20 protein-coding genes are annotated in these 22,094 nt (G+C 40.8%); 10 read left to right on the top strand and 10 right to left on the bottom strand.

The features are described from left to right. Nucleotides 1–54: 54 nt before the first annotated feature. The 8 genes from purD to FTU37_RS00875 form a co-directional block, all read right to left on the bottom strand. Nucleotides 55–1,338 carry a phosphoribosylamine--glycine ligase gene (gene purD / locus FTU37_RS00910; protein WP_078193712.1) on the bottom strand — a complete coding sequence of 428 codons (1,284 nt, stop codon included), beginning with the start codon at nucleotides 1,336–1,338 and terminating at the stop codon, nucleotides 55–57. A 132-nt stretch (nucleotides 1,339–1,470) separates the two neighbouring features. After that, nucleotides 1,471–3,045 (bottom strand): bifunctional phosphoribosylaminoimidazolecarboxamide formyltransferase/IMP cyclohydrolase, encoded by a 1,575-nt coding sequence (purH, locus tag FTU37_RS00905; protein WP_180034777.1) that lies wholly within the window; start codon nucleotides 3,043–3,045, stop codon nucleotides 1,471–1,473. Between the two features lie 95 nt (nucleotides 3,046–3,140). Then, on the bottom strand, nucleotides 3,141–3,410 hold the full coding sequence (gene fis / locus FTU37_RS00900; protein ID WP_001086304.1) for a DNA-binding transcriptional regulator Fis: 270 nt from the start codon (nucleotides 3,408–3,410) through the stop codon (nucleotides 3,141–3,143). A gap of 392 nt (nucleotides 3,411–3,802) precedes the next feature. Beyond that, entirely contained in the window at nucleotides 3,803–4,687 is an 885-nt protein-coding gene (locus FTU37_RS00895) for a DUF3426 domain-containing protein (RefSeq protein WP_180123603.1), read from the bottom strand. Between the two features lie 18 nt (nucleotides 4,688–4,705). Then, nucleotides 4,706–5,608, bottom strand: a complete 903-nt coding sequence (gene prmA / locus FTU37_RS00890; RefSeq protein WP_180021694.1) for a 50S ribosomal protein L11 methyltransferase — start codon at nucleotides 5,606–5,608, stop codon at nucleotides 4,706–4,708. A gap of 126 nt (nucleotides 5,609–5,734) precedes the next feature. Beyond that, entirely contained in the window at nucleotides 5,735–6,622 is an 888-nt protein-coding gene (locus tag FTU37_RS00885; RefSeq protein WP_180123602.1) for a bile acid:sodium symporter family protein, read from the bottom strand. A 75-nt stretch (nucleotides 6,623–6,697) separates the two neighbouring features. Next, nucleotides 6,698–7,576: a bile acid:sodium symporter family protein gene (locus FTU37_RS00880; protein ID WP_180021696.1), complete on the bottom strand. Its 879-nt coding sequence runs from the start codon at nucleotides 7,574–7,576 to the stop codon at nucleotides 6,698–6,700. Between the two features lie 148 nt (nucleotides 7,577–7,724). Continuing rightward, entirely contained in the window at nucleotides 7,725–8,075 is a 351-nt protein-coding gene (locus FTU37_RS00875) for a hypothetical protein (RefSeq protein ID WP_180117630.1), read from the bottom strand. Between the two features lie 253 nt (nucleotides 8,076–8,328). Between FTU37_RS00875 and mnmG the strand changes: the two genes are divergently transcribed. The 3 genes from mnmG to FTU37_RS00860 all read left to right on the top strand — a co-directional run bounded on the left by mnmG (nucleotide 8,329) and on the right by FTU37_RS00860 (nucleotide 12,199). Continuing rightward, the gene (mnmG, locus tag FTU37_RS00870) at nucleotides 8,329–10,209 is read left to right on the top strand and encodes a tRNA uridine-5-carboxymethylaminomethyl(34) synthesis enzyme MnmG (RefSeq protein ID WP_180123601.1); all 1,881 of its coding nucleotides are present in this window, start codon (nucleotides 8,329–8,331) and stop codon (nucleotides 10,207–10,209) included. A gap of 343 nt (nucleotides 10,210–10,552) precedes the next feature. Continuing rightward, a complete protein-coding gene (gene mhpT / locus FTU37_RS00865) occupies nucleotides 10,553–11,758 on the top strand; it encodes a 3-(3-hydroxy-phenyl)propionate transporter MhpT (RefSeq protein ID WP_180007765.1) in 1,206 nt (401 codons plus the stop codon). A 114-nt stretch (nucleotides 11,759–11,872) separates the two neighbouring features. Further along, entirely contained in the window at nucleotides 11,873–12,199 is a 327-nt protein-coding gene (locus FTU37_RS00860; protein WP_078193710.1) for a hypothetical protein, read from the top strand. A 70-nt stretch (nucleotides 12,200–12,269) separates the two neighbouring features. Here FTU37_RS00860 and glnG read toward each other — a convergent pair whose 3' ends face one another. Then, complete coding sequence (gene glnG / locus FTU37_RS00855) at nucleotides 12,270–13,745, bottom strand: nitrogen regulation protein NR(I) (protein WP_078188728.1); 1,476 nt, start codon at nucleotides 13,743–13,745, stop codon at nucleotides 12,270–12,272. Next, nucleotides 13,735–14,841, bottom strand: coding sequence for a nitrogen regulation protein NR(II) (gene glnL, locus FTU37_RS00850; protein ID WP_078188727.1), 1,107 nt, complete (start codon nucleotides 14,839–14,841; stop codon nucleotides 13,735–13,737). Before glnL ends, glnG begins: the two co-directional genes overlap by 11 nt. Before the next feature lie 352 nt (nucleotides 14,842–15,193). Between glnL and rimO the strand changes: the two genes are divergently transcribed. The 7 genes from rimO to rseP all read left to right on the top strand — a co-directional run bounded on the left by rimO (nucleotide 15,194) and on the right by rseP (nucleotide 22,088). Continuing rightward, nucleotides 15,194–16,537, top strand: coding sequence for a 30S ribosomal protein S12 methylthiotransferase RimO (rimO, locus tag FTU37_RS00845; RefSeq protein ID WP_111883759.1), 1,344 nt, complete (start codon nucleotides 15,194–15,196; stop codon nucleotides 16,535–16,537). A 45-nt stretch (nucleotides 16,538–16,582) separates the two neighbouring features. Then, nucleotides 16,583–17,311, top strand: coding sequence for a UMP kinase (gene pyrH, locus FTU37_RS00840; protein ID WP_078193535.1), 729 nt, complete (start codon nucleotides 16,583–16,585; stop codon nucleotides 17,309–17,311). A 79-nt stretch (nucleotides 17,312–17,390) separates the two neighbouring features. Further along, entirely contained in the window at nucleotides 17,391–17,945 is a 555-nt protein-coding gene (frr, locus tag FTU37_RS00835; protein WP_078188724.1) for a ribosome recycling factor, read from the top strand. Nucleotides 17,946–17,951: 6 nt separating this feature from the next. Then, nucleotides 17,952–18,707, top strand: coding sequence for a polyprenyl diphosphate synthase (uppS, locus tag FTU37_RS00830; protein WP_180041113.1), 756 nt, complete (start codon nucleotides 17,952–17,954; stop codon nucleotides 18,705–18,707). Continuing rightward, the gene (locus tag FTU37_RS00825) at nucleotides 18,708–19,532 is read left to right on the top strand and encodes a CDP-archaeol synthase (protein ID WP_078193533.1); all 825 of its coding nucleotides are present in this window, start codon (nucleotides 18,708–18,710) and stop codon (nucleotides 19,530–19,532) included. Continuing rightward, nucleotides 19,533–20,729, top strand: coding sequence for a 1-deoxy-D-xylulose-5-phosphate reductoisomerase (ispC, locus tag FTU37_RS00820; protein WP_180123600.1), 1,197 nt, complete (start codon nucleotides 19,533–19,535; stop codon nucleotides 20,727–20,729). It abuts the gene before it with no gap. Between the two features lie 3 nt (nucleotides 20,730–20,732). Beyond that, nucleotides 20,733–22,088 (top strand): RIP metalloprotease RseP, encoded by a 1,356-nt coding sequence (gene rseP / locus FTU37_RS00815; RefSeq protein ID WP_180123599.1) that lies wholly within the window; start codon nucleotides 20,733–20,735, stop codon nucleotides 22,086–22,088. Nucleotides 22,089–22,094 lie beyond the last annotated feature (6 nt).

Raw genomic sequence — 22,094 nt, 5'->3', positions numbered from 1 at the left:
AGTTTAAGTGTTAAAAACCCCGCACTGAGCGGGGTTTTTAACACTTAATTAAAATTAAGCATTTTCACGAGCAATTGCGCGGTAACCAATATCTTTACGGTATTGAACACCATCAAAAGTCACTTTTTCGCATAGTTCAAGCGCTTTGGCTTGTGCTTCACCAATCGTGTTGCCTAGAGCAGTCACACAAAGTACACGACCACCAGCAGTCACAATATCACCATTTTCAAGTGCTTTTGTACCTGCATGGAATACTTTTGCATCAGCCATTTCTGTGTCTAAACCAGAAATCACATCACCATTGCTAGAAGTTTCTGGGTAGCCTTTAGATGCAAGTACGATACCTACAGTCTTGCGCTCATCCCATTCAGCTTCCGCAGGTAAGTTACCAGCGATACCAGCTTCAACCAAATCAACTAAAGATGATTTTAAACGCATCATAATTGGCTGAGTTTCAGGGTCGCCAAAACGACAGTTGAACTCGATCACTTTAGGCTGACCTTGTTCATCAATCATTAGGCCTGCGTATAAGAAACCTGTATACACGTGACCGTCTTTTTTCATACCTTCAACGGTAGGACGCATCACTTCATTCATGGTTTTTTCAAATACGTCAGCAGTCACAACAGGCGCAGGAGAGTAAGCACCCATACCACCAGTGTTCGGGCCTTGGTCGCCTTCAAAGATACGCTTGTGATCTTGAGACGTTGCCATTGGCAAAATGTTGTCGCCATCAATCATACAAATGAAAGAAGCTTCTTCACCTGCAAGGAATTCTTCGATTACTACGCGTGAGCCAGCATCGCCAAATTTGTTGCCGGCAAGCATGTCATCAATCGCATCAAATGCTTCTTGATTGGTCATGGCAACAATTACGCCTTTACCCGCAGCAAGACCATCTGCCTTGATTACGATTGGTGCACCATTTTTTTCAACAAATGCTTTTGCTGCATCTACTTCTGTAAATACATCATAGAAAGCAGTTGGGATGTTATGGCGTTTTAAGAAGTGCTTCGCAAATGCTTTAGAGCCTTCAAGCTGTGCAGCAAATTGAGTTGGACCCCAAATTTTTACACCTGCTTCACGGCAAGCATCCACAACGCCATTTACAAGCGGTGCTTCAGGGCCAACCACGATTAAATCAACAGCATTGTTTTTTGCAAAGTCGATAATCGCTGCGTTGTCTAAAATGTTAAGTGCAACATTTTCGCATTTATTTTCAGTTGCAGAACCCGCATTGCCCGGTGCTACAAATACTTTTGCAACTTTGTCATCTTGTGCGATTTTCCATGCCAATGCATGTTCACGACCGCCATTACCCAAAACTAAAATATTCATCGGTTCATACTCCATGAATCGAAAATGACATAAAGTCCTCAACCTGAAAGCAGGAGAGGACTTTATGCAAGATTAGAAATCTAGTGTATTAAGCAAAAGACTGTGCTTAATTGTCATGATCAAGTTGCCAACTTAGTGACGGAAATGACGCATGCCAGTGAAGACCATTGCAATACCCGCTTCATCAGCAGCAGCAATTGTTTCTTCATCACGCATAGAACCACCCGGTTGGATAATGCATTTGATACCCGCTTTCGCAGCGTTATCAATGCCATCACGGAATGGGAAGAATGCGTCAGATGCCATTACCGCACCTTCAACCACTAAACCAGCATGTTCAGCTTTAATTGCTGCAATACGAGCAGAGTTAACGCGGCTCATTTGACCTGCGCCAACACCAATGGTTTGACGGCCTTTCGCATAAACAATCGCGTTAGATTTAACGTATTTCGCAACTTTCCAAGCAAAGATCAAGTCATCAATTTCTGCTTCAGTTGGTGCACGTTTAGTCACAACTTTAAGGTCATCTTTCGTGATCATGCCTAAGTCTTGGTCTTGAACCAACAAACCGCCATTCACACGTTTGTAATCTAACTGAGCTTTACGTTCAGTAATTGCAGGAAGCTCGCCGCATACGAGTACACGTACGTTTTTCTTCGCTCCAGTGACTTCAAGTACACCTTCAGCAACGCTTGGAGCAATGATCACTTCAACAAATTGACGGTCAACAATGGCTTGCGCAGTTGCAACATCTAATTCACGGTTAAATGCAATGATGCCGCCGAATGCAGATTCAGGGTCAGTTGCATAAGCAAGGTCATAAGCCGCTTGGATGCCGTCTAGAGATACTGCTACACCACATGGGTTTGCGTGTTTAACGATTACACAAGCAGGCTTAGCAAATGATTTTACACATTCAAGTGCTGCGTCAGTGTCTGCGATGTTGTTATAAGATAATTCTTTACCTTGAAGTTGTTTCGCAGTAGAAACAGAGGCCTCAGTTGCTGTGTCTTCTACATAGAAAGCAGCAGATTGATGCGGGTTTTCACCGTAACGTAAGTCTTGAACTTTGTTCAATTGAGTATTGAAAGTACGCGCAAATTTATCTGCTTGACCTTCTTCCTTACCTACGCGAGCGCCTAAGTAAGATGCAATCATGCCGTCATACTGTGCAGTATGTTCAAATGCTTTAACCGCAAGGTCAAAACGAGTTGCATGTGAAAGTGAACCTTCAGCTTTTAACTCTTCAACAACAGTTCCATAGTCAGATGCATTTACTACGATACCTACAGATGCATGGTTTTTCGCAGCAGCACGAACCATAGTCGGACCACCGATGTCGATGTTTTCAATCGCATCAGCAAGTGAACAGTTTGGTTTAGCAACTGTTGCAGCAAACGGATAAAGGTTAACAACAACAAGATCGATTGCATCGATGTTGTGTTCAGCCATCACAGCTTCGTCTAGACCGCGACGAGCTAAGATACCACCATGAATTTTCGGATGTAGCGTTTTTACACGGCCGTCCATCATCTCTGGGAAACCTGTGTGCTCTGAAACTTCAACTACGGCAACATTATTGTCTTTCAACAATTTGTATGTTCCGCCAGTAGATAAAATTTCTACCCCTAGAGCAGCAAGTTCTTGTGCAAATTCAACAATTCCAGTCTTGTCAGACACAGAGATTAAAGCGCGTTTAATAGTCATGATCTTCGTCACAGTTTTCAAGGAACAGATTAAAACAAAATTAGCAAAATGCAGGTTAAAAAAAATGCCTGCGGAAGCCGCAAGCATTTTATCATTTATTCACTCATTAAACCGTGAGCTTTCAACTTTTTACGTAAAGTACCACGGTTTAAGCCGAGAATCTCAGCAGCGCGGGTCTGATTACCACGCGTATATTCAAGAACTACAGATAGAAGAGGCTTCTCCATTTCCGCCAGCACCATATCGTATACCTGAGATGGTTGCTCGCCTTGCAATTGTGCAAAGTAATGGCGAACTGCGCGATCTACGTGAATACGAAGAGCGACATCAGATTGTGCAGTAAAAATAGGAGATTTGCTATTCATGCGAATTAATCCGAAAAATCAAATATCACTTGGGTAAAGTGATTTGTTAAAAGTGGTCTATAAACTTGAATGAACTCCGTTTTAGTTCCTAATGCGGAGTTCTAAAACTTGTACATTACTTGTAGCTTGACACAACTCGCAAAATTGTTCGAAAAATAAGCGTAACAATAGATTAATAATTGTTACAGCCTAAAAAACAAACAAAAAATCTACTCAATACGCAATAAGTAATAAAGCGCACGGTTGGGATTGTATTTGTTGTGAAAAATTAGCGAGGAGTTTGCAGCACAAAGCTTTCGTGGCGCGTATCATACCATTGTCTAGGAAAAAGTGAGCAAGAAAACTGCATTTTTTTTATGTTTTTTTTACTTTTTTAATAGTTTTTTCCAATATTAGGGGCGAATCAACTCAATTGAATAATTATCGAAGCTTTTGCGTGCAATAGGTAAGCTAAATTGGAATTTAAAAGGACTACTTTTTGGGATCCGTTGGATGCCATGCAGACTTTTATCCAAATACTCTTCAGGTAAAAGCGTATAGTTTGCTATTTCAGCACCATTTTCTTTTAGTGAAATTTTCATATTGGGTAAGGCAAGGCTACGGTCATGAAAATTGATCATTTCACCAGTAAAACGTGTTTCATTATTGCCAATGCTACGAATTTTAACTTTTTTGGTGCTAATTAAACTGTAGTGCTCCTCAAGACGTGAACAATTGAATACATCACACACGGCTGTGAATGCTGCACCCATTACTGGGCTGTTTTTTAAATATTGTGGATTGAACCAGAAAAACTGGAATATAAGTGCACCAAATAAGAAGGCATTAATACAGAACCACATAAAATAGTTCAGTGGTGTACGTTTTTTATCTTTTTCAGCCTGTTCTGCCCAATTTACAGCAGGAAGGTTGCCGATCGGCTCGGTACTGAAATAATTTAAGTTATTTAAATAGGTTTTTAGATCGATATTAGAGTTTTCGACTTTTTGATCAAATAGTTTTAATAAATGGTGGCTTGGTGTTACTTCAACAGTCACTGGCGTAAGCGTATTATTAAATTCGCTGACATTAATAATAGTATTGGTATTTTTTTGCGGCGCATTTTCTGGCTCAGGGGTAGAAAAAGACAACGCTTTATCTACCACCAAATGAGACAGTGCATTAAAAGATGTAGAGCACTTTGGGCAACAAACCATGCCCTGAGCGACAGTAAGCTGCGGAACAGTTACTTTATATGTTGTAAAACAAGTAGGGCAGTTAGTTAATTTGTCGCTCATAAGTACACATTTTAAATTTTAATACTGTTGGCGTTTACCCGAAATTCGGCACCATGTTTCGTCACGTTTTTCTACGTCTAATATATCAAAAAATTCAGAATAAACACTAGAAACATCAGAAACTTGCTCTTCAATTACACCTGCAAGTGCGAACTCGCCCTCAGATTTAATTAAAGTTGAGAATTCTGCAGCCAAGGCCATTAGTGGGCCTGCAAGAATATTGGCAACAAATACATCTGCTTTTTGTCCAGCGAGCTCTTGGTTGAACTCTTCAGGTAGGCCTACATACAGATTTTCGAGTACACCATTTAATTCGGCATTTTGTTGTGTTGCTAAAACCGCTTGTGGGTCAATATCAGTGGCATAAACTTTTTTGGCACCCAAAAGTAAAGCTGCAACACCTAAAATACCAGAACCACAACCGTAGTCGATTACGATTTTATCCTTAAGATCAACTTTACCTAACCATTGTAGGCATAAGAATGTTGATGCATGGTTACCAGTACCAAAAGCAAGACCTGGGTCTAGTTTGATGTTTACGGCGTCTGCTTCTGGCGCTTCCATCCATTCTGGTACGATCCAGTATTTCTCACCAATTTGAATAGGCTCATAAGCATCCATCCATGTGCGTTCCCATTCTTGGTCTTCAATAAATTCGCTACGCATTGGAGCATCAGGAAGTTGAGCTTTAATAAATGTTTCTAATGCAGCAACATCAATTTCTTCATCATCTTCTTGTGCATAGATACCAGTAACGATCACTTTATTCCAAAGTGGTGTTTCACCTGGAAGTGGTTCAAGTAAATCCTGATTCTCTGCATCATCTAGCGTGACACTGACTGCACCTAAAGAACTGAGCAGCGTTTCAGTGTAATCAACTTGAGCTTTTTCAACAGTAATATGAATTTGTAACCACTTCACGGACATAACCTAAATGAGTTTTATAAAAAGCTATTGTAACGGAACTCGGCAACATGCAGCTAGCGATTATCAAAATTGACAAAAAATAAAAGGATGCACGTGGCATCCTTTTAAGTTTTCAGCGACTTAACTTTTAATTGTTTCGGAAGCTGTTGTCGAAATCGGTGCAAAACGTGTAATTAGGAAGCCAAATACAGCGGCAAAGATATACATAAAGATTGAATAAACCGCCGCAGGCATTGCAACGGCCGAGCTTGCCATCACTGTTAAGGCGATGGTCATGGCCAACGTGCTGTTATGAATCCCGATTTCAAATGCACAAGCACGTGCCTGAGCACTATTGATGCCGAAAAGTCTTGGAACAAAATAACCGATACATAAGCTGAAAATACAGAATAGAAACGTAGCTAAGCCAACTTGGGTTAGATAAGCCGCAATATTATGTCGTTCAGAGTAAATAGCACCGATAATAATTAAGATGAGAAAGACCACAGCAAAGATACGGAGTGGTTTATGCAGTTTCTCAGTCAGTTTAGGTGCATAGTGACGAAGCAGCATACCTATACAGACGGGGATGATAATGATGCCGAAAACTTGGAGGATTTTTCCAAATTGTAGGCTGATTTGTTGACCTTCTTGCATGAAGTGCATGATCGAAAAATTAACGATCAATGGAAGGGTTAATGCTGCAATGACAGAGTTGATGGCGGTCAGGGTAATATTTAAAGCCAAGTCACCTTTAAATAGATAGCTAAATAAGTTAGCTGTGCTACCACCGGGTGAGGCTGCGAGTAGCATCAAGCCGACAGCAAGCAGTGGTGGTAATGCTAACAGTTTACATAGTAGAAAGGCGATACCGACAAGCAACACGAGCTGGCAAAATAATGCGATCAACACGGCTTTAGGGTGCTTGGTGACACGTGCGAAATCTTTGGGGGTAAGTTCTAGCCCAAGCCCGATCATAATAAAGGCCAGTGCTAATGGCAAAAGAACCGTAATAATTCCAGAATCCATCGTATTTATTCTCCTTGAGCATATTTAATGGTTTTTCACCAAAGTCCTTATGGTGATTGCGTTAGAAAAAATAGTTTAGGTTTTCACTTGTTGAATCAGGTGGCTGCCACGGCGCGTCAAAATAAAACCAAATAAGGTCGCCAATAAATACATAAAAATAGAATAAACACCGGCAGGTATCGCCACTGTGGTGTTTTCAAGCACACTCAGTGCGATGGTTAGGGCGATACTGGTGTTATGAATGCCGATCTCAAAGGTACACGCACGTGCCTGCTTTTCCGGGACACCTGCGAGGAACGGAATTAGGTAACCCAAAAATAAGCCACTGAAACAGAGCAAACAGGTTGCAATGCCGACGCTGGCAAAATACGTAATAATGTTGGATTGTTCACGCAAAACTGCGAGTGTAAAGATGAGAATTAATAAGAAAATAGATAACATTCTCATCGGCTTGTTGATGTGATATGCGATAGTCGGTAAGGAGTTGCGAATAAACATACCGAAACATACCGGTATTAAAATAATCAGAAATACATGGGTGATCTTATCGATAGGCATACCAATGCTGGTACTTTCACCAACAAAATGCAAAATGGATAGGTTGACAATAAAAGGCAGCGTAAAGCACGATACAACTGAGTTAATGGCCGTTAAGCTAATGTTTAATGCAACATCACCTTTATATAGGTAGCTAAAAAGGTTTGCGGTGGGGCCGCCGGGTGAAGCCGCAAGCAACATGAGCCCGACCGAGAGCAAAGGGGGTAACTCCAGTAATTTACACAGGAAAAACGCAATACTGGTCAGTAGAATAAGTTGAGTAAATAAAGCGATGAAAATAACTTTTGGATAGCGTCCAACGCGTAAAAAGTCTTTGGCAGAAAGTTCGAGCCCCAAACCCATCATCATAATAGCTAAAGCAATTGGTAGAAAAAATGCAAATAATCCCGAATCCATGGAATTTCCTGATATTTTTATCCTTATAGTATTTTTTGAGTTTATCTCAGTTTAATAAATAAGCAATAAATAAAAGCGAGTAAAAACTGATGTTTTACCCGCTTTATTTTTGATCTGTTAATTGGTCGATATTTTCATTGACAACTGTTTATTTAGGACGAGGGGGAGTGAACCCTAAAACACATTTTCCTTTAATTTCTTGTCCATTAATCGTTGCAGTAGTGGCTTTTGCATCTGCGCTACATGTGCTTAATAATTCTGCTTCTTCGCCATGCAGATTTGCATTTTTGGAAGAGCTAAAAAATTGTGGTTCGCAGGTACCATTCCAGATAATACCGCGATAGGCAAATGATACTTGAGCGCCTTGGCTTTTACCTTTACAGACTTGTTGATATCGCTGTGCATCATACACTTTCTCAACTTTATCATTGGCTGAGGCAGCAAGTGGTGATAAACATAAACCGCATAAAACCGTGGATAGCAAAATATTCTTATTCATGCTTATAGTCCTTATGATTCTCATGGGATCTATAACAGAATAAAAAATCATCAGAATAAAACAACAATCTTCGAGTAACATTTGCTTGAGAAATGTATATTTTTATATGGAATATGCAAAGTATGTATGTTCATAAAGAAATATATAGGCATAAAACAGTAGTCAATAACAATAAAATCGAGTTAATCAGTCAACTTATCGGTGAAGTTTTGCTATAATCTTCCGTCATCCTTTTTTAATCTCCTTTACCACTATGCATTATCCTAAAGTTTACGATGTCATTGTTATCGGCGGCGGTCACGCGGGTACTGAGGCAGCTCTTGCTGCGGCACGTATGGGTCGACAGACTTTACTCTTAACTCATAATATTGAGACTTTAGGGCAGATGAGCTGTAACCCAGCCATTGGTGGTATTGGTAAATCACATTTAGTACGTGAAATTGATGCGCTTGGCGGTGCAATGGCATTGGCTGCCGACAAAGGTGGTATTCAATTCCGTATTTTAAACTCACGTAAAGGTGCGGCTGTTCGTGCGACTCGCGCACAGGCTGACCGTATTCGTTATAAAGCTGCGATTCGTGAAACCCTTGAAAATCAAGCGAACTTGGATATTTTCCAACAAGCAGCTGACGATTTAATCGTTGAGGGCGATACTGTAAAAGGTGTGGTTACTCAGATGGGTATTCGCTTTGATGCGAAAACTGTTGTATTAACTACAGGTACATTCTTGGGTGGTGTGATCCACGTAGGTTTAAATAATGCTTCAGGCGGTCGTGCGGGCGATCCTCCTTCAATTTCATTGGCTGCGCGCCTTCGTGAATTGAACTTACCTGTAGGTCGTTTAAAAACTGGTACACCACCACGTATCGATGCACGATCAGTTGATTTCTCTGTGATGACGCCACAGCCGGGTGATTTCCCATCTCCGACTATGTCGTTCATGGGTGATGCGTCGATGCATCCTGAGCAAATCAATTGCTATATCACACATACCAACGAGAAAACTCACGATATCATTCGTGGCGGCTTAGACCGTTCACCAATGTATACCGGTGTGATTGAAGGTGTGGGTCCACGTTACTGCCCATCGATTGAAGATAAAATTCATAAATTTGCCGATAAAGATTCGCATCAAGTGTTCTTGGAACCTGAAGGTCTGTACACACATGAGCTTTATCCAAACGGTATTTCGACTTCTTTACCATTCGACGTTCAGTTTGAATTGGTGCGCTCGATTCGTGGTATGGAAAATGCGCACATATTGCGTCCGGGTTATGCAATTGAGTACGATTATTTCAACCCACAATCATTGAAATTCTCTTTAGAAACCAAATCGATTAATAACTTGTATTTTGCAGGTCAAATTAACGGTACAACGGGTTATGAAGAAGCGGGTGCGCAAGGTTTGCTTGCAGGCTTAAACGCAGCACGTCGTGCATGGGATCAAGAGCAATGGACACCAAAACGTGATGAAGCGTACATGGGTGTATTGGTTGATGACTTGATTACTTTGGGTACTAAAGAACCGTACCGTATGTTCACTTCGCGTGCGGAATACCGTTTGATGTTGCGTGAAGACAATGCTGATCAACGTTTAACTGCAATTGGCCGTGAAATGGGTCTTGTGGATGATGCGCGTTGGGATTCGTTCTGCCAAAAAATGGAAGCAGTTGAAACTGAAAAAGGACGTTTACAACACCTTTGGGCAGCGCCAAACAATCCACTAGGCAAAAAATTCGTTGAAATGACGGGTGATGACCTGTCTAAGGAAACCAATGCGATCGATTTGCTCAAACGTCCAAATATCAACTTCTCACAAATTGCTGAATTGACAGGTTCAGAAGTTTCAGCATTTGTGGGTGAGCAAATTGAAATTGCAGTGAAATATGCGGGTTATATTAACCGTCAGCAAGAAGACGTTGCGCAAATGAAGCGTTTGGAAGATACACGTATTCCAGCTGATTTTGATTACGATGTAGTTTCTGGTCTTTCACGTGAAATCACTATGAAGCTGAAAAATGTATTGCCTGAAACATTGGCTCAAGCAAGCCGTATTCCGGGTGTTACACCTGCGGCTGTTCAATTGGTGATGATTACGATTCGTAAGAATAACCAAGCGAAAAAATCTGCATAAGATTTTGAGTTAAATAAAAAACCCGCTCAGTTGCGGGTTTTTTATTGCCAATAAATTATTGGCTGCTGGTATTTGATCGGATTAAATGAATATTTTGATCATCATTAGTTTTAGCTATGGTTTGATTATTAAAATCTTTCATAAACTTAAGTGATTGATAGTAAAATATAAATACAAAAAATAAGATCTAAAAACTATTGATATACAAAGTTTTAAGTCTTAATAGTGGGCTTTTGGTCGTGTGAATTCCGACCTTTGTAGTGGTATTTATTCTACCCAATAAAGCCGAAACTTCAGGGCATGGCGTACAAGTGGGTTTACGCTACATGAATGGAGTTCGATTATGGCAAATCAACAATCGGGAAAAATGCAAAAATTTCTAACGGTATTTTTGTGTTTCTGGGTGGCATTTTTTGAAGGTTTTGACCTGCAAGCGCCTGGTATCGCAGCAAAAGGAATCGCAGCGACATTTTCCTTAGATCAAGTGCAAATGGGCTATGTATTTAGCTTAGGTGTGTTTGGTATGTTATTTGGCGCGTTCTTTGGGGGGCGTGTCGCTGACTATTTGGGACAGAAGAAAGTCCTGATGCTGTCGATTTTTATCTTCGGTGTATTTATGTCTATCACGGCAGTTGCACCAAGCATTGAAATTTTATATATCGCACGATTCTTTACAGGTTTAGGTTTGGGCGCTGCGATGCCAACGATGATCTCGGTGGTGGGTGATGAAGCGACGGATGCTAACCGTGGGCGCTTAAATAGTTTGATGTACTGCGGCTTACCTGTAGGTGCAATCTTTGTTGCTGGCTTGGGTATTATTTTTAAAGATATCTCTTGGCATACATTGTTTTTAATTGGTGGTTTAACGCCTTTAATCCTGATTCCATTCATGGCGCTTATCTTAAAAGATAAGCGTACTGAAAAAGTTCAGGCAGAAAGCAAAGAAGCGGTTCCAGCGATGGGGCAAATCCTTTTTGCTGAACAGCGTTATAAATATACATTGCCGCTTTGGCTGAGTTTCTTCTTTACCTTAATGGTGAACTATATTCTGATCAGTTGGTTGCCTAACTTGCTTATGGAACAAGGGTTGGAAAAGCAACAAGCTTTTATGATCATGTTGATGTTCCAAGTGGGCGCAGTGATTGGTACGCTGGGTTTAGGCTACTTGCTGGATCGCCTAAAATTATGGCAAATGGCAGTGATTATCTATTCAGGTTTGTTTGTAGCATTATTTGTGTTGTTTACAACAAATTCCATTCCTGTACTTATCGCAGCAGGCATCATGGGCGGAATTTTCTCTACAGGTGGTCAATCGATTTTGTATGGGATCTCTCCAATTTTCTATACACCAGCTGGGAAAGTGACAGGTGTGGGAAGTGCAATTTCATGGGGACGTTTGGGTGCAATGACAGGTCCATTACTCACAGGTAAGATTTTGGCGCTAGGTCTAGGAACGACAGGTATTTTAATTGCAAGTGCGCCGGGTATTGCTTTGTCAGCAATCGCAGTGGCTGCATTATCTGCCTATAAGTCATCCCTTAAGAAATAATCGAAATCAGTCATATTTAAAGGAGCTACGGCTCCTTTTTTATTGAATAAATATCTTTAGCTGAAACTAAGTTTTGTTAGAATAAATCTAATATTCATGAATAAATTTACTTCTATGTCTTATCAATTGATCGAACTTGATATTTCACCTTCAGATAACATTCAGTGTCCACATTGTCAGCAGCAAGTGATTGATTGGTCAGAAGAGCAGTATGTGCAGCCATGTGAGCATGTGCTGTTTATTGCAATGGATATTGGTTTTGAGTTTATTACAGATGAATTTGAGCAAACCATGCAACATACAGTCGATGACTTGCATGCCAATGATGATCAATATCATATGTTTACTGAAATTACCGCCTCGAGCTTCCCTGAGTTTCTGATTTATAAGTCTGATTTAGGGGTGGAAGGTTATTCACGTTATGTCGGCTTTACGGCATAAAATATTGCTAAAAAATCTCAAAATAAAAAAGCCAGTCAAGTGACTGGCTTTTTTAATGTAAATGAGAAAATTAACTTTCTAATTCTTCTTCGACATCATCTTCGGCACTGTCCATACCAAGTTCTTTGAGTTTACGGGTTAAAGTGTTGCGACCCCAACCTAAAAGTTCTGCTGCATGTCGCTTACGCCCACGTGTTTGCTGTAGTGCAGCATTGATGAGGGTGCGTTCAAACATTGGTGTGGCAATGTCGAGAATTTTCATCTCACCATTTTTAAGTTTTTGCACAGCCCATTGACCAAGTAATTCATCCCAATGATGCACCCCGATACGATCAATCCCTTGAGTAGCAGGATTGCCATCTGTGCCTTGAATTGGAATCTGTTTTAATTCAGAAGGTAAATCTTCTGGATACACTTCACGGCCTGTGATCATAACCGTTAACCAACGACAGGTATTTTCAAGCTGACGCACATTACCTTGCCATGGCAGTTTTTGCATGTATTCTTGCGTTTCAGGACGCAGAATCTTCGGACTTACCCCAAGTTCTTTACCTGCACTTGCAAGGAAATGCTGTGCAAGCATCGGAATATCTTCACTACGATGTGCAAGTTTTGGAATATGAATACGAATGACGTTTAGACGGTGGTACAAGTCTTCACGGAAGCGACCTTCATGTACTAACTTTTCTAAGTCTTGGTGCGTTGCTGCAACGATACGGACATCCACCTTGACTGGGATGTGACCGCCAACGCGGTAGAATTCGCCATCCGCTAAAACACGCAATAAGCGGGTTTGGGTTTCAAATGGCATGTCGCCAATTTCATCAAGGAAAAGAGTCCCGCCATTGGCTTGTTCGAAACGACCCTGACGCTGCGTATTGGCACCGGTGAACGCACCTTTTTCATGACCAAATAATTCAGTTTCGATCAAATCTTTTGGAATTGCTGCCATATTGAGCGCAATAAAAGGTTTGTTACCACGTGGTGAGTGTTTGTGCAACGCATGCGCAACCAATTCTTTCCCCGTGCCTGATTCACCATTAATTAATACAGTAATGTGTGATTGAGAAAGACGACCAATGGCACGGAAGACTTCCTGCATAGCAGGTGATTCACCAATAATCTCTGTAGATTGAATCGGTTGAACGGTTTTAGCAGATTCTTGTTGTTGTAATTTGGCGATATGTAAAATTGCACGGTTTACAAGAGCTAAGGCTTCATCAATATCAAAAGGTTTTGGTAGATATTCAAATGCACCCGTTTGATAGCTCGACACAGCAGATTCTAAATCTGAATGTGCGGTCATGATGATCACAGGTAAGTCAGGGTAGTTGCCTTTGACTTTACCTAAAAAGGTCAGTCCATCAATACCTGGCATACGGATGTCCGTCAAAATAACATCTGGCGCATCGACACTTAACTGATCTAAAGCGGATTGTGCTTCTTCAAAACTGGTAACATCAAAACCTTCTTCTTTGAATGTTTTTTCCAGCACCCAACGCATGGCGCGATCATCATCGATGACCCAAATCTTATTACGCGACATGATCTGACTCCCAAGGTAAATATAGGCTAAATACTGTTTTTCCAGGAACTGATTGGCATTCAATCATTCCGTTATGTTGATGCATAATATTTTGTGCAATGCTAAGGCCGAGACCTGTGCCTTTCGCTCGTCCTGTCACTAAAGGATAAAATACGGATTCTAATATTTCTTGTGGGACACCCGGTCCATTGTCCTCGATGTCAATGCGTACCGCAGAACGTTTTAATACACCATTGATGGTGACTAAGCGTTGAATACGTGTGCGCAAGGTCAGTTCTGGTTGATGCTCAACAAAGAACTCTTTATTTTCAGTCATCGCCTGAACAGCATTAACACTGATATTCAGCATGACCTGAATTAATTGATCACGATCTGCCAGTACATCTGGTAAAGAAAGGTCGTAATCACGGGTGATTTTAATTTTCTTTTTAGTTTGGTTGACGATCAGTGAACGAACACGTTCAAGGGGTTCATGGACATTGACTGGTTCGTAACTTGGTAATTGTCTTGAACCAAGCATAGTGTCAGCAAGATTACGTAATCGGTCCACTTCACTAATAATAATGTCGGTGAATTCGCTGTACTTCGGATCATTTAAACTACGCGCTAAAAGTTGTGTCGCCCCACGGATACCACCAAGTGGATTTTTAATTTCATGAGCAACACCACGAATCAGTTGTCGTGCAACTTGATGTTGTTGAATCAGGTTTTCTTCTTTAGAGATTTTCAACATCCGGTCGATTTGATTGAGTTCAATCAATAGCAACGGGTGGTAGGGTTTGCCAGAGTTGAGCTGTGACACGGTGTAATCAACATGAATGTCTTTAAAGTTGACATTAATCGTTGCTTCTCGGCGCGTATAGTGCTGACCGGAAGTTAGTGTATTCATTAATGCATCATGCGTATTGAACTCATCATCGGGCATATGGAGTAAATTTAATACAGGCTGACCTGATGCACGAAGTAAGCTGATGTCAAAAAGCGCTTCACAAGATGAATTTAAATAAAAAATATTCAGGTTGCTATCGACCAATAAAATGGCAGTGGTTAAATTATCCACTAAAAGCCGGTAATCAATCGTCATAGTCTGATCCATTAGCGAGAGGTTCCTGTCTTAAAATGGCGCAATGGCATCTTCATAAAGCAAATCGTTCAATCTAATAAGGTTCGAATTGATGCAAGTTATGCAAGATATAAGCCAACTATTTGAGAAATACGCTAAGTTTTGATGCTTATTTGAATAAATGCGCTTATTTAAGACTTTAAATAAAGTGTATAGCCGATTAAAAACAGGCTGTAAATCAAAAATGCATTAAAATGGTGCAAATGAAATTATATGGATGAATTTATAGCATTATTTTGGTGCGTGATATAAAGAGTGGCCTTTTCACCTGTTTTTATGTTTTGAAAAGACATACAATACGCGGATTATAGTGGAGCGCAGATTCATGAAATCCCCCAAAGTCGGTTTTGTTTCTTTAGGTTGTCCTAAGGCATTGGTAGATTCCGAACGAATTTTAACTCAGTTAAAGACTGAAGGTTATGATGTAGCATCAGATTATGATGGTGCCGATTTAGTAGTTGTAAATACCTGTGGTTTTATTGAATCTGCAGTACAAGAGTCGCTAGATGCCATTGGCGAAGCGATGAGTTCAAACGGTCGCGTAATTGTGACTGGTTGTTTAGGTAAAGACGAAGACAAAATTCGCCAAATGCACCCAAATGTCTTAAAAGTGACAGGTGCTGCGGCATATCAAGAAGTGATGGAAGCTGTGCACGAATACGTGCCTGAGCCACCGAAACACAATCCGTTTATTGATCTAGTACCGGAACAAGGTATTCGATTAACACCAAAACATTATGCTTATTTGAAGATTTCAGAAGGTTGTAACCATCGTTGCACATTCTGTATCATCCCAAGCATGCGTGGTGATTTGGTTTCTCGTCCAGTAGGTTCAGTATTGACTGAAGCTCAAGCGCTGAAAAAAGCAGGCGTAAAAGAAGTCCTTGTGATTTCTCAAGATACATCGGCTTATGGCGTAGACACCAAATACAAATTGGACTTCTGGAACGGTCAGCCCGTTAAAACCAAATTCTATGACATGTGTGAAGCATTGGGTCAATTGGGTATCTGGGTGCGTCTGCACTATGTATATCCATATCCACATGTGGATGCTGTGATTGACTTAATGGCACAAGGCAAAATCCTGCCGTATTTGGATATTCCATTCCAGCATGCAAGTCCTAAGATTTTAAAACTCATGAAACGCCCTGCGCACAGTGAAAATACACTGGAGCGTTTAAAAGTTTGGCGTGAGAAATGTCCTGATCTTGTGATTCGTTCTACATTTGTTGTGGGCTTCCCGGGTGAAACTGAAGAAGACTTCCAAATGTTGCTTGATTGGTTAAAAGAAGCGCAGCTTGATCGTGTGGGTTGTTTTACTTACTCACCAGTTGAAGGCGCGACTGCAAATGATTTGCCAGATCATGTGCCTGAAGAAATCAAGCAAGAGCGTTATGAGCGTTTCATGCAAGTTCAGCAAGAAATCTCTGCTGCAAAATTGCAAAGCCGTATTGGTCAGAAAATGACAGTACTTGTGGATGATCTTGAAGAAGAGTTCCCAGTTGCTGTTGCGCGTTCTTATGCAGATGCACCTGAAATTGATGGTAATGTTTTTGTTGAGGATATCGATAAGTCAGTGATTAAAGCAGGTGATTTACTTGAAGTAGAAATTACAGATGCAGATGAATATGACTTATTTGCAAAACTGATCTCGGTTAAGTCTGCTTAAACGATTCATTAAAAATAATTGAAATTAAATAATTCGGAGTTGATGATGCTTGATTCTAAAAAACCACGTTTTGGTCGCATCCTGCTTAAGCTTTCAGGTGAAGCTTTAGCGGGCAATAAAGAGATGGGTATCGATGCACAAGTGCTCGATCAAATGTCACTCGCAATTGCGCACCTTGTTGGTTTAGGTGTTCAAGTGGGTATCGTTGTCGGCGGTGGTAACCTTTACCGTGGTAGCCAATTACAAAAAGATGGTTTGGTTGGCCGTGTAACAGGTGATCAAATGGGTATGTTGGCCACTGTAATGAACGGTTTGGCACTTCGTGATGCTTTGGTACGTCGTAATATCAAAACTCGTCTAATGTCAGCTTTACCCATTGGTGCAGTAGTTGAATCATACTCTAGCCGTGATGCAATTCGTCATTTAACTCGTGGCGAAGTTTGTGTATTTGTTGCAGGTACGGGTAACCCATTCTTTACGACAGATACAGCAGCATGCTTACGCGGTATTGAGATTGAAGCCAATCTTATCCTTAAAGCGACTAAGGTTGATGGCGTATACAACAAAGATCCAAGCAAATATGAAGATGCAGTGAAATACGATGCATTAACATTTGACCAAGTTTTAGATGAAAAACTGGGTGTGATGGATTTAACAGCGATTTGCTTGTGCCGTGACCACAACGTTCCACTTCAAGTATTTGATATGAACAAATCAGGTTCATTACTTTCAGTGGTAATGGGTGAAAAAGAGGGTACTCACGTTACGAACTAATGTACGTGGGCCCTAAAGCTCTTTATACTACAAGCTATTTTAGAATTTACATCTTTTCGAATTAAGTAAGGAAGATCACATGATTAACGATCTTAAAAAAGACGCAGAAGACCGTATGAACAAATCTCTAGATTCTCTAGAGCATGGTTTTGCCAAAGTTCGTACAGGCCGCGCGCACCCATCAATTTTAAATGGTGTTATGGTTCCTTACTATGGCTCTGATGTGCCATTAAACCAAGTAGCGAACGTGGGTGTAGAAGACTCTCGTACTCTACTTGTTCAGCCTTTTGAACGTTCAATGGTTGCTGCAATTGATAAAGCAATTCGTGAATCTGACTTGGGCTTAAACCCGATTACTGCTGATGCCATCCGTGTTCCTATGGCTGCATTAACAGAAGAAACACGTAAAGACATGCAGAAAGTTGCACGTAACGAAGCTGAAAATGCAAAAGTTGCGATCCGTAACATCCGTCGTGATGTTTTGGGTGATATCAAAGCATTGTTAAAAGAAAAAGAAATTTCTGAAGATGATGAGCGTCGCGCGGGTGATGACATTCAAAAAATCACAGACAAATTCGTTGCTGAAGTTGAAAAACGTCTGGCTGCAAAAGAAGCTGAATTGATGAAGGTCTAAGTTTTAATGACCTCATCTGAAGAAACTTCCCGTCTTCCAAAACATGTTGCCATCATTATGGATGGCAACAATCGTTTTGCAAAAAAGAATCAAATGCAAAAAGGTGAAGGGCATCGTTCTGGAAAGGACATCCTAGATCCCATCGTTGAACATTGTCGTAAAAGAAATATCCAAGCACTGACCGTTTTTGCTTTTTCGAGTGAAAATTGGAATCGTCCTCAGTTTGAGGTTGATTTGTTGATGGCTCTTCTTGAAGAAACCATTCATGAACAGTTGCCACGCATGGAAAAATTTAACATTTCCCTACGTTTTATTGGTGATCGTTCTCGCTTATCTCCTAACTTACGTGACTTAATGTTGCAAGCTGAACAAAGGACTGCTAATTTCGACAGCATGACTTTAACTATTGCAATTAGTTACGGTGGTATGTGGGATATGACACAGGCTGCAAAAAAAATCGCAGCAGATGTTTTAACTAACAAAATAAATCTTGAAGCAGTGGATGCTGAAGTCTTTGGTCAATATGTCAGTTTAAGTGATCTACCTCCGGTAGATTTGTTAATTCGTACAGGTGGTGATTTCCGTCTCTCGAACTTCTTGCTTTGGCAAGCTGCGTATGCAGAACTTTATTTTACCCAGACATTATGGCCTGAATTTACCATTGAAGAATTTGACGACGCACTAGCGGTATTTGGTGGTCGTGAACGTCGTTTTGGTAAGACTTCAGAGCAGATTCAACAAGAGCAGTTTGAGAATAAATAAATGTTAGAGCGGATAATAACCGCATTGGTACTGGTTTCAGTTGTACTGAGTTGCATGTTTGCAACCGAGTCTAAATACCCAATGCTTGTGCTGATGATTATTGCATCAGCTGTCGCGGGTTATGAGTGGTTCAAACTCATGCCGCGGAATACACAAAATGTGATTAAACCTTTCGCTTGGGGCTATGGTCTAGTCACTGCTATTCTTTCAGCACTAGCATTGCATTTTACAGATGTTGCATTACTGCTTTGGGCGGCTTCGATCTTTACTTGGATCTTAAGTGTCTATTGGGTGAAGTCTTATCCTGATTACGATAACTGGTATAACCCGAGTCTGAGTGGTATTGGTTTAGTCTTAGTTCCTGCTGCGGTAACTGCTATTTTTTCTGTGTGGATGAACTCACCGTGGTGGCTCATGTATCTGTTCCTGTTGGTATGGGGTGCAGACAGTGGTGCATACTTCGTGGGACGTAAATTTGGTAAGAAAAAACTTGCACCAGATGTGAGCCCAAATAAATCGATCGAAGGTTTATATGGCGGTCTATTCACTGCAATGCTAATAGTTATTGTTGTTGAAATTATTTATCTTGATTTAAGCATCGCTGAACATATTTTATTTTTAATACTTTCAGTAATAACAGTATTTAGTTCAGTACTTGGTGATTTATTTGAATCGATGATCAAGCGTCGTGCAGGGATCAAAGATTCTGGTCGTATTCTTCCCGGACATGGTGGTGTGCTGGATCGTATCGACTCGTTGCTTGCCGCAGCACCTATCTTTGCAGCAGGTATGTATGTTTTAAAATTAATTGGCGTAGATTTATAGATGTCACAATCTGTTTGTATATTGGGTGTAACAGGATCCATTGGTCAAAGTACTTTAAAGATTCTGCAACAGCACCCCGAAGAGTATTCAGTTTTTGCAGTCACTGCACATAGCCGAATTGTAGAACTTGTCGAAATATGCAAACAATATCGACCGAAAATCGCAGTTGTTCCATTCAATAAAGTGGATGAACTGCGCCAATTACTCGTAGCTGAAAAATTAACTGATATTGAAATCCTGCATGATGAAGCAGGATTAATCGCAGTAGCAGAACATCCACAAGTTGATGTGGTCATGGCAGCTATTGTGGGGGCAGCAGGATTGCTACCTACATTGGCTGCTGCGAAAGCAGGTAAACGCGTGTTGCTTGCAAATAAAGAAGCGCTGGTGATGTCGGGTGACATCATGATTCAGACCGCACGTGAAAATAATGCTTTGTTGCTGCCGGTCGATTCTGAACACAATGCAATTTTCCAATGCTTGCCTGAAACTTATCTACAAGGTGAGCGTCATGGTCAGCCAAAGCTAGGTGTAAAACAAATCTTACTCACCGCTTCGGGTGGTCCATTTTTACATCATAGTTTAGAACAATTGCAAAGTGTGACGCCTGCCCAAGCCTGTAAGCATCCAAACTGGTCGATGGGTCAAAAAATTTCTGTTGATTCTGCAACGCTAATGAATAAAGGCTTGGAATTAATCGAAGCTTGTCATCTCTTTGCAGTTGAAGAACAATTTGTAACAGTTGTTGTCCATCCACAGAGTATCATTCATTCAATGGTTCAATATGTAGATGGTTCGACTTTGGCACAAATGGGAAATCCTGATATGTGTACGCCTATTGCTCATGCATTAGCGTGGCCAAAGCGTATTCAAACACATGTGCCTCCATTAGATTTATTTGCTCATTCTCAGCTAAATTTTGAACAGCCTGATATACAGCGATTCCCAGCACTAAAATTAGCACGTCAAGCCATGAAGGCTGGTGGCTTAGCTCCTACGATTTTAAATGCAGCCAATGAAATCGCCGTGGCAGCATTTTTGCATGAGAAAATTGGCTTTACTCAAATCCCTCAAATTGTTGAACATGTGTTGGGGCAAGTTGAAAACTCAGCTGCAAATAATATTGATGTTATTTTGCATGCAGATAAATCAGCACGTATGGTTGCTGAAAAAGCAGTATTGAATTCAGGAAGTTAAGACATGAATGCCTTGTTTATGATTATTGCAGCAATATTGCTACTTGGACCGCTGATAGCGATTCATGAATTTGGGCATTATTTCGTTGCACGTAAACTGGGCGTAAAGGTTTTGGTTTATTCGATTGGTTTTGGCCCAACACTGCTCAAGTGGACGTCGAAGAAATCGGGTATTCAATATCAACTGTCTGCATTACCACTGGGTGGTTATGTCAAAATGTTGGATGAACGCGAAGGTGATGTCGCAGCAGAAGACTTACCAAAAGCATTTAACCGACAACACCCTTGGAAGCGTATTGCAATTGTTGCGGCAGGGCCACTCATCAACTTGGCTTTTGCAGTGGTGTTGTTTTGGATTTTATTTTTACCAGCTCAGGAACAGCTCAATACGCGTGTAGGTAAAATTTTACCGAATACACCAGCAGCGGCTGCGCAAATGCAGACTGGTGATAAAATTACTGCCGTAGATGGCACTCAAGTATCTACTTGGGAGCGCTTGAATTATGCCTTGGTTGATCGTGTAGGTGAAACTGGCAATATTCAAATTCAAGCTGAACGTGCAGGGCAAATTCAAAATTTCAGTTTACCGATTCAAAGTTTCTTACGCGATCAAACTCAGTCACCACTCGATGTTCTTGGTTTTACACCGTATCGTCCTGAAATTCCTGCAGTGGTTTCAAAACTCAGTGAAGATGGCGCAGCAATTCGCCAAGGGATGCAAGTGGGTGATCGAATTGTTTCGATTGATGGCGTAAAAATGAAAGACTGGTTTGATGTTGTACAAGTTGTACAAGCTTCTCCAGAAAAGTTACTTAAAATTGATGTTTTACGACAAAATAAAATTGTGCATTTAAGCGTGATGCCGCAAGGTAAGCGTGACCAAATGGGTAAAGTCACAGGGCTTTTAGGTGTACAAAGCGATCCGGGTAAAGTCAATATTCCAGCCGAATACAAACAAACCATTCAATACACGCCTGTAGAGGCGATGGGCAAAGCGGTAGAAAAAACAGGTCAGATATCTAGTATGATCCTGAATTCTATTGTAAAAATGGTGCGTGGTTTGGTTGGTTTAGATAATTTATCTGGTCCGATTACCATTGCGAAAGTGGCTGGTCAAAGTGCTGAAATGGGGTGGCAAACCTTCATTTCATTTATGGCACTGATGAGTGTGAGTTTGGGTATTTTAAATTTACTACCAATTCCTATGCTCGATGGCGGTCATTTAATTTACTATTTTATTGAATTAATTCGTGGTAAACCTGTTTCTGAACAAATACAATTGGTTGGATTAAAAATTGGTATGGTATTGCTGGGTAGCATGATGCTACTGGCTCTATTCAATGACATTATGCGTTTATAAGAACGT

Source organism: Acinetobacter sp. YH12097 (assembly GCF_013419225.1).
GTDB lineage: Bacteria > Pseudomonadota > Gammaproteobacteria > Pseudomonadales > Moraxellaceae > Acinetobacter > Acinetobacter amyesii.
This window is presented reverse-complemented; position numbering and strand designations above follow the sequence as displayed.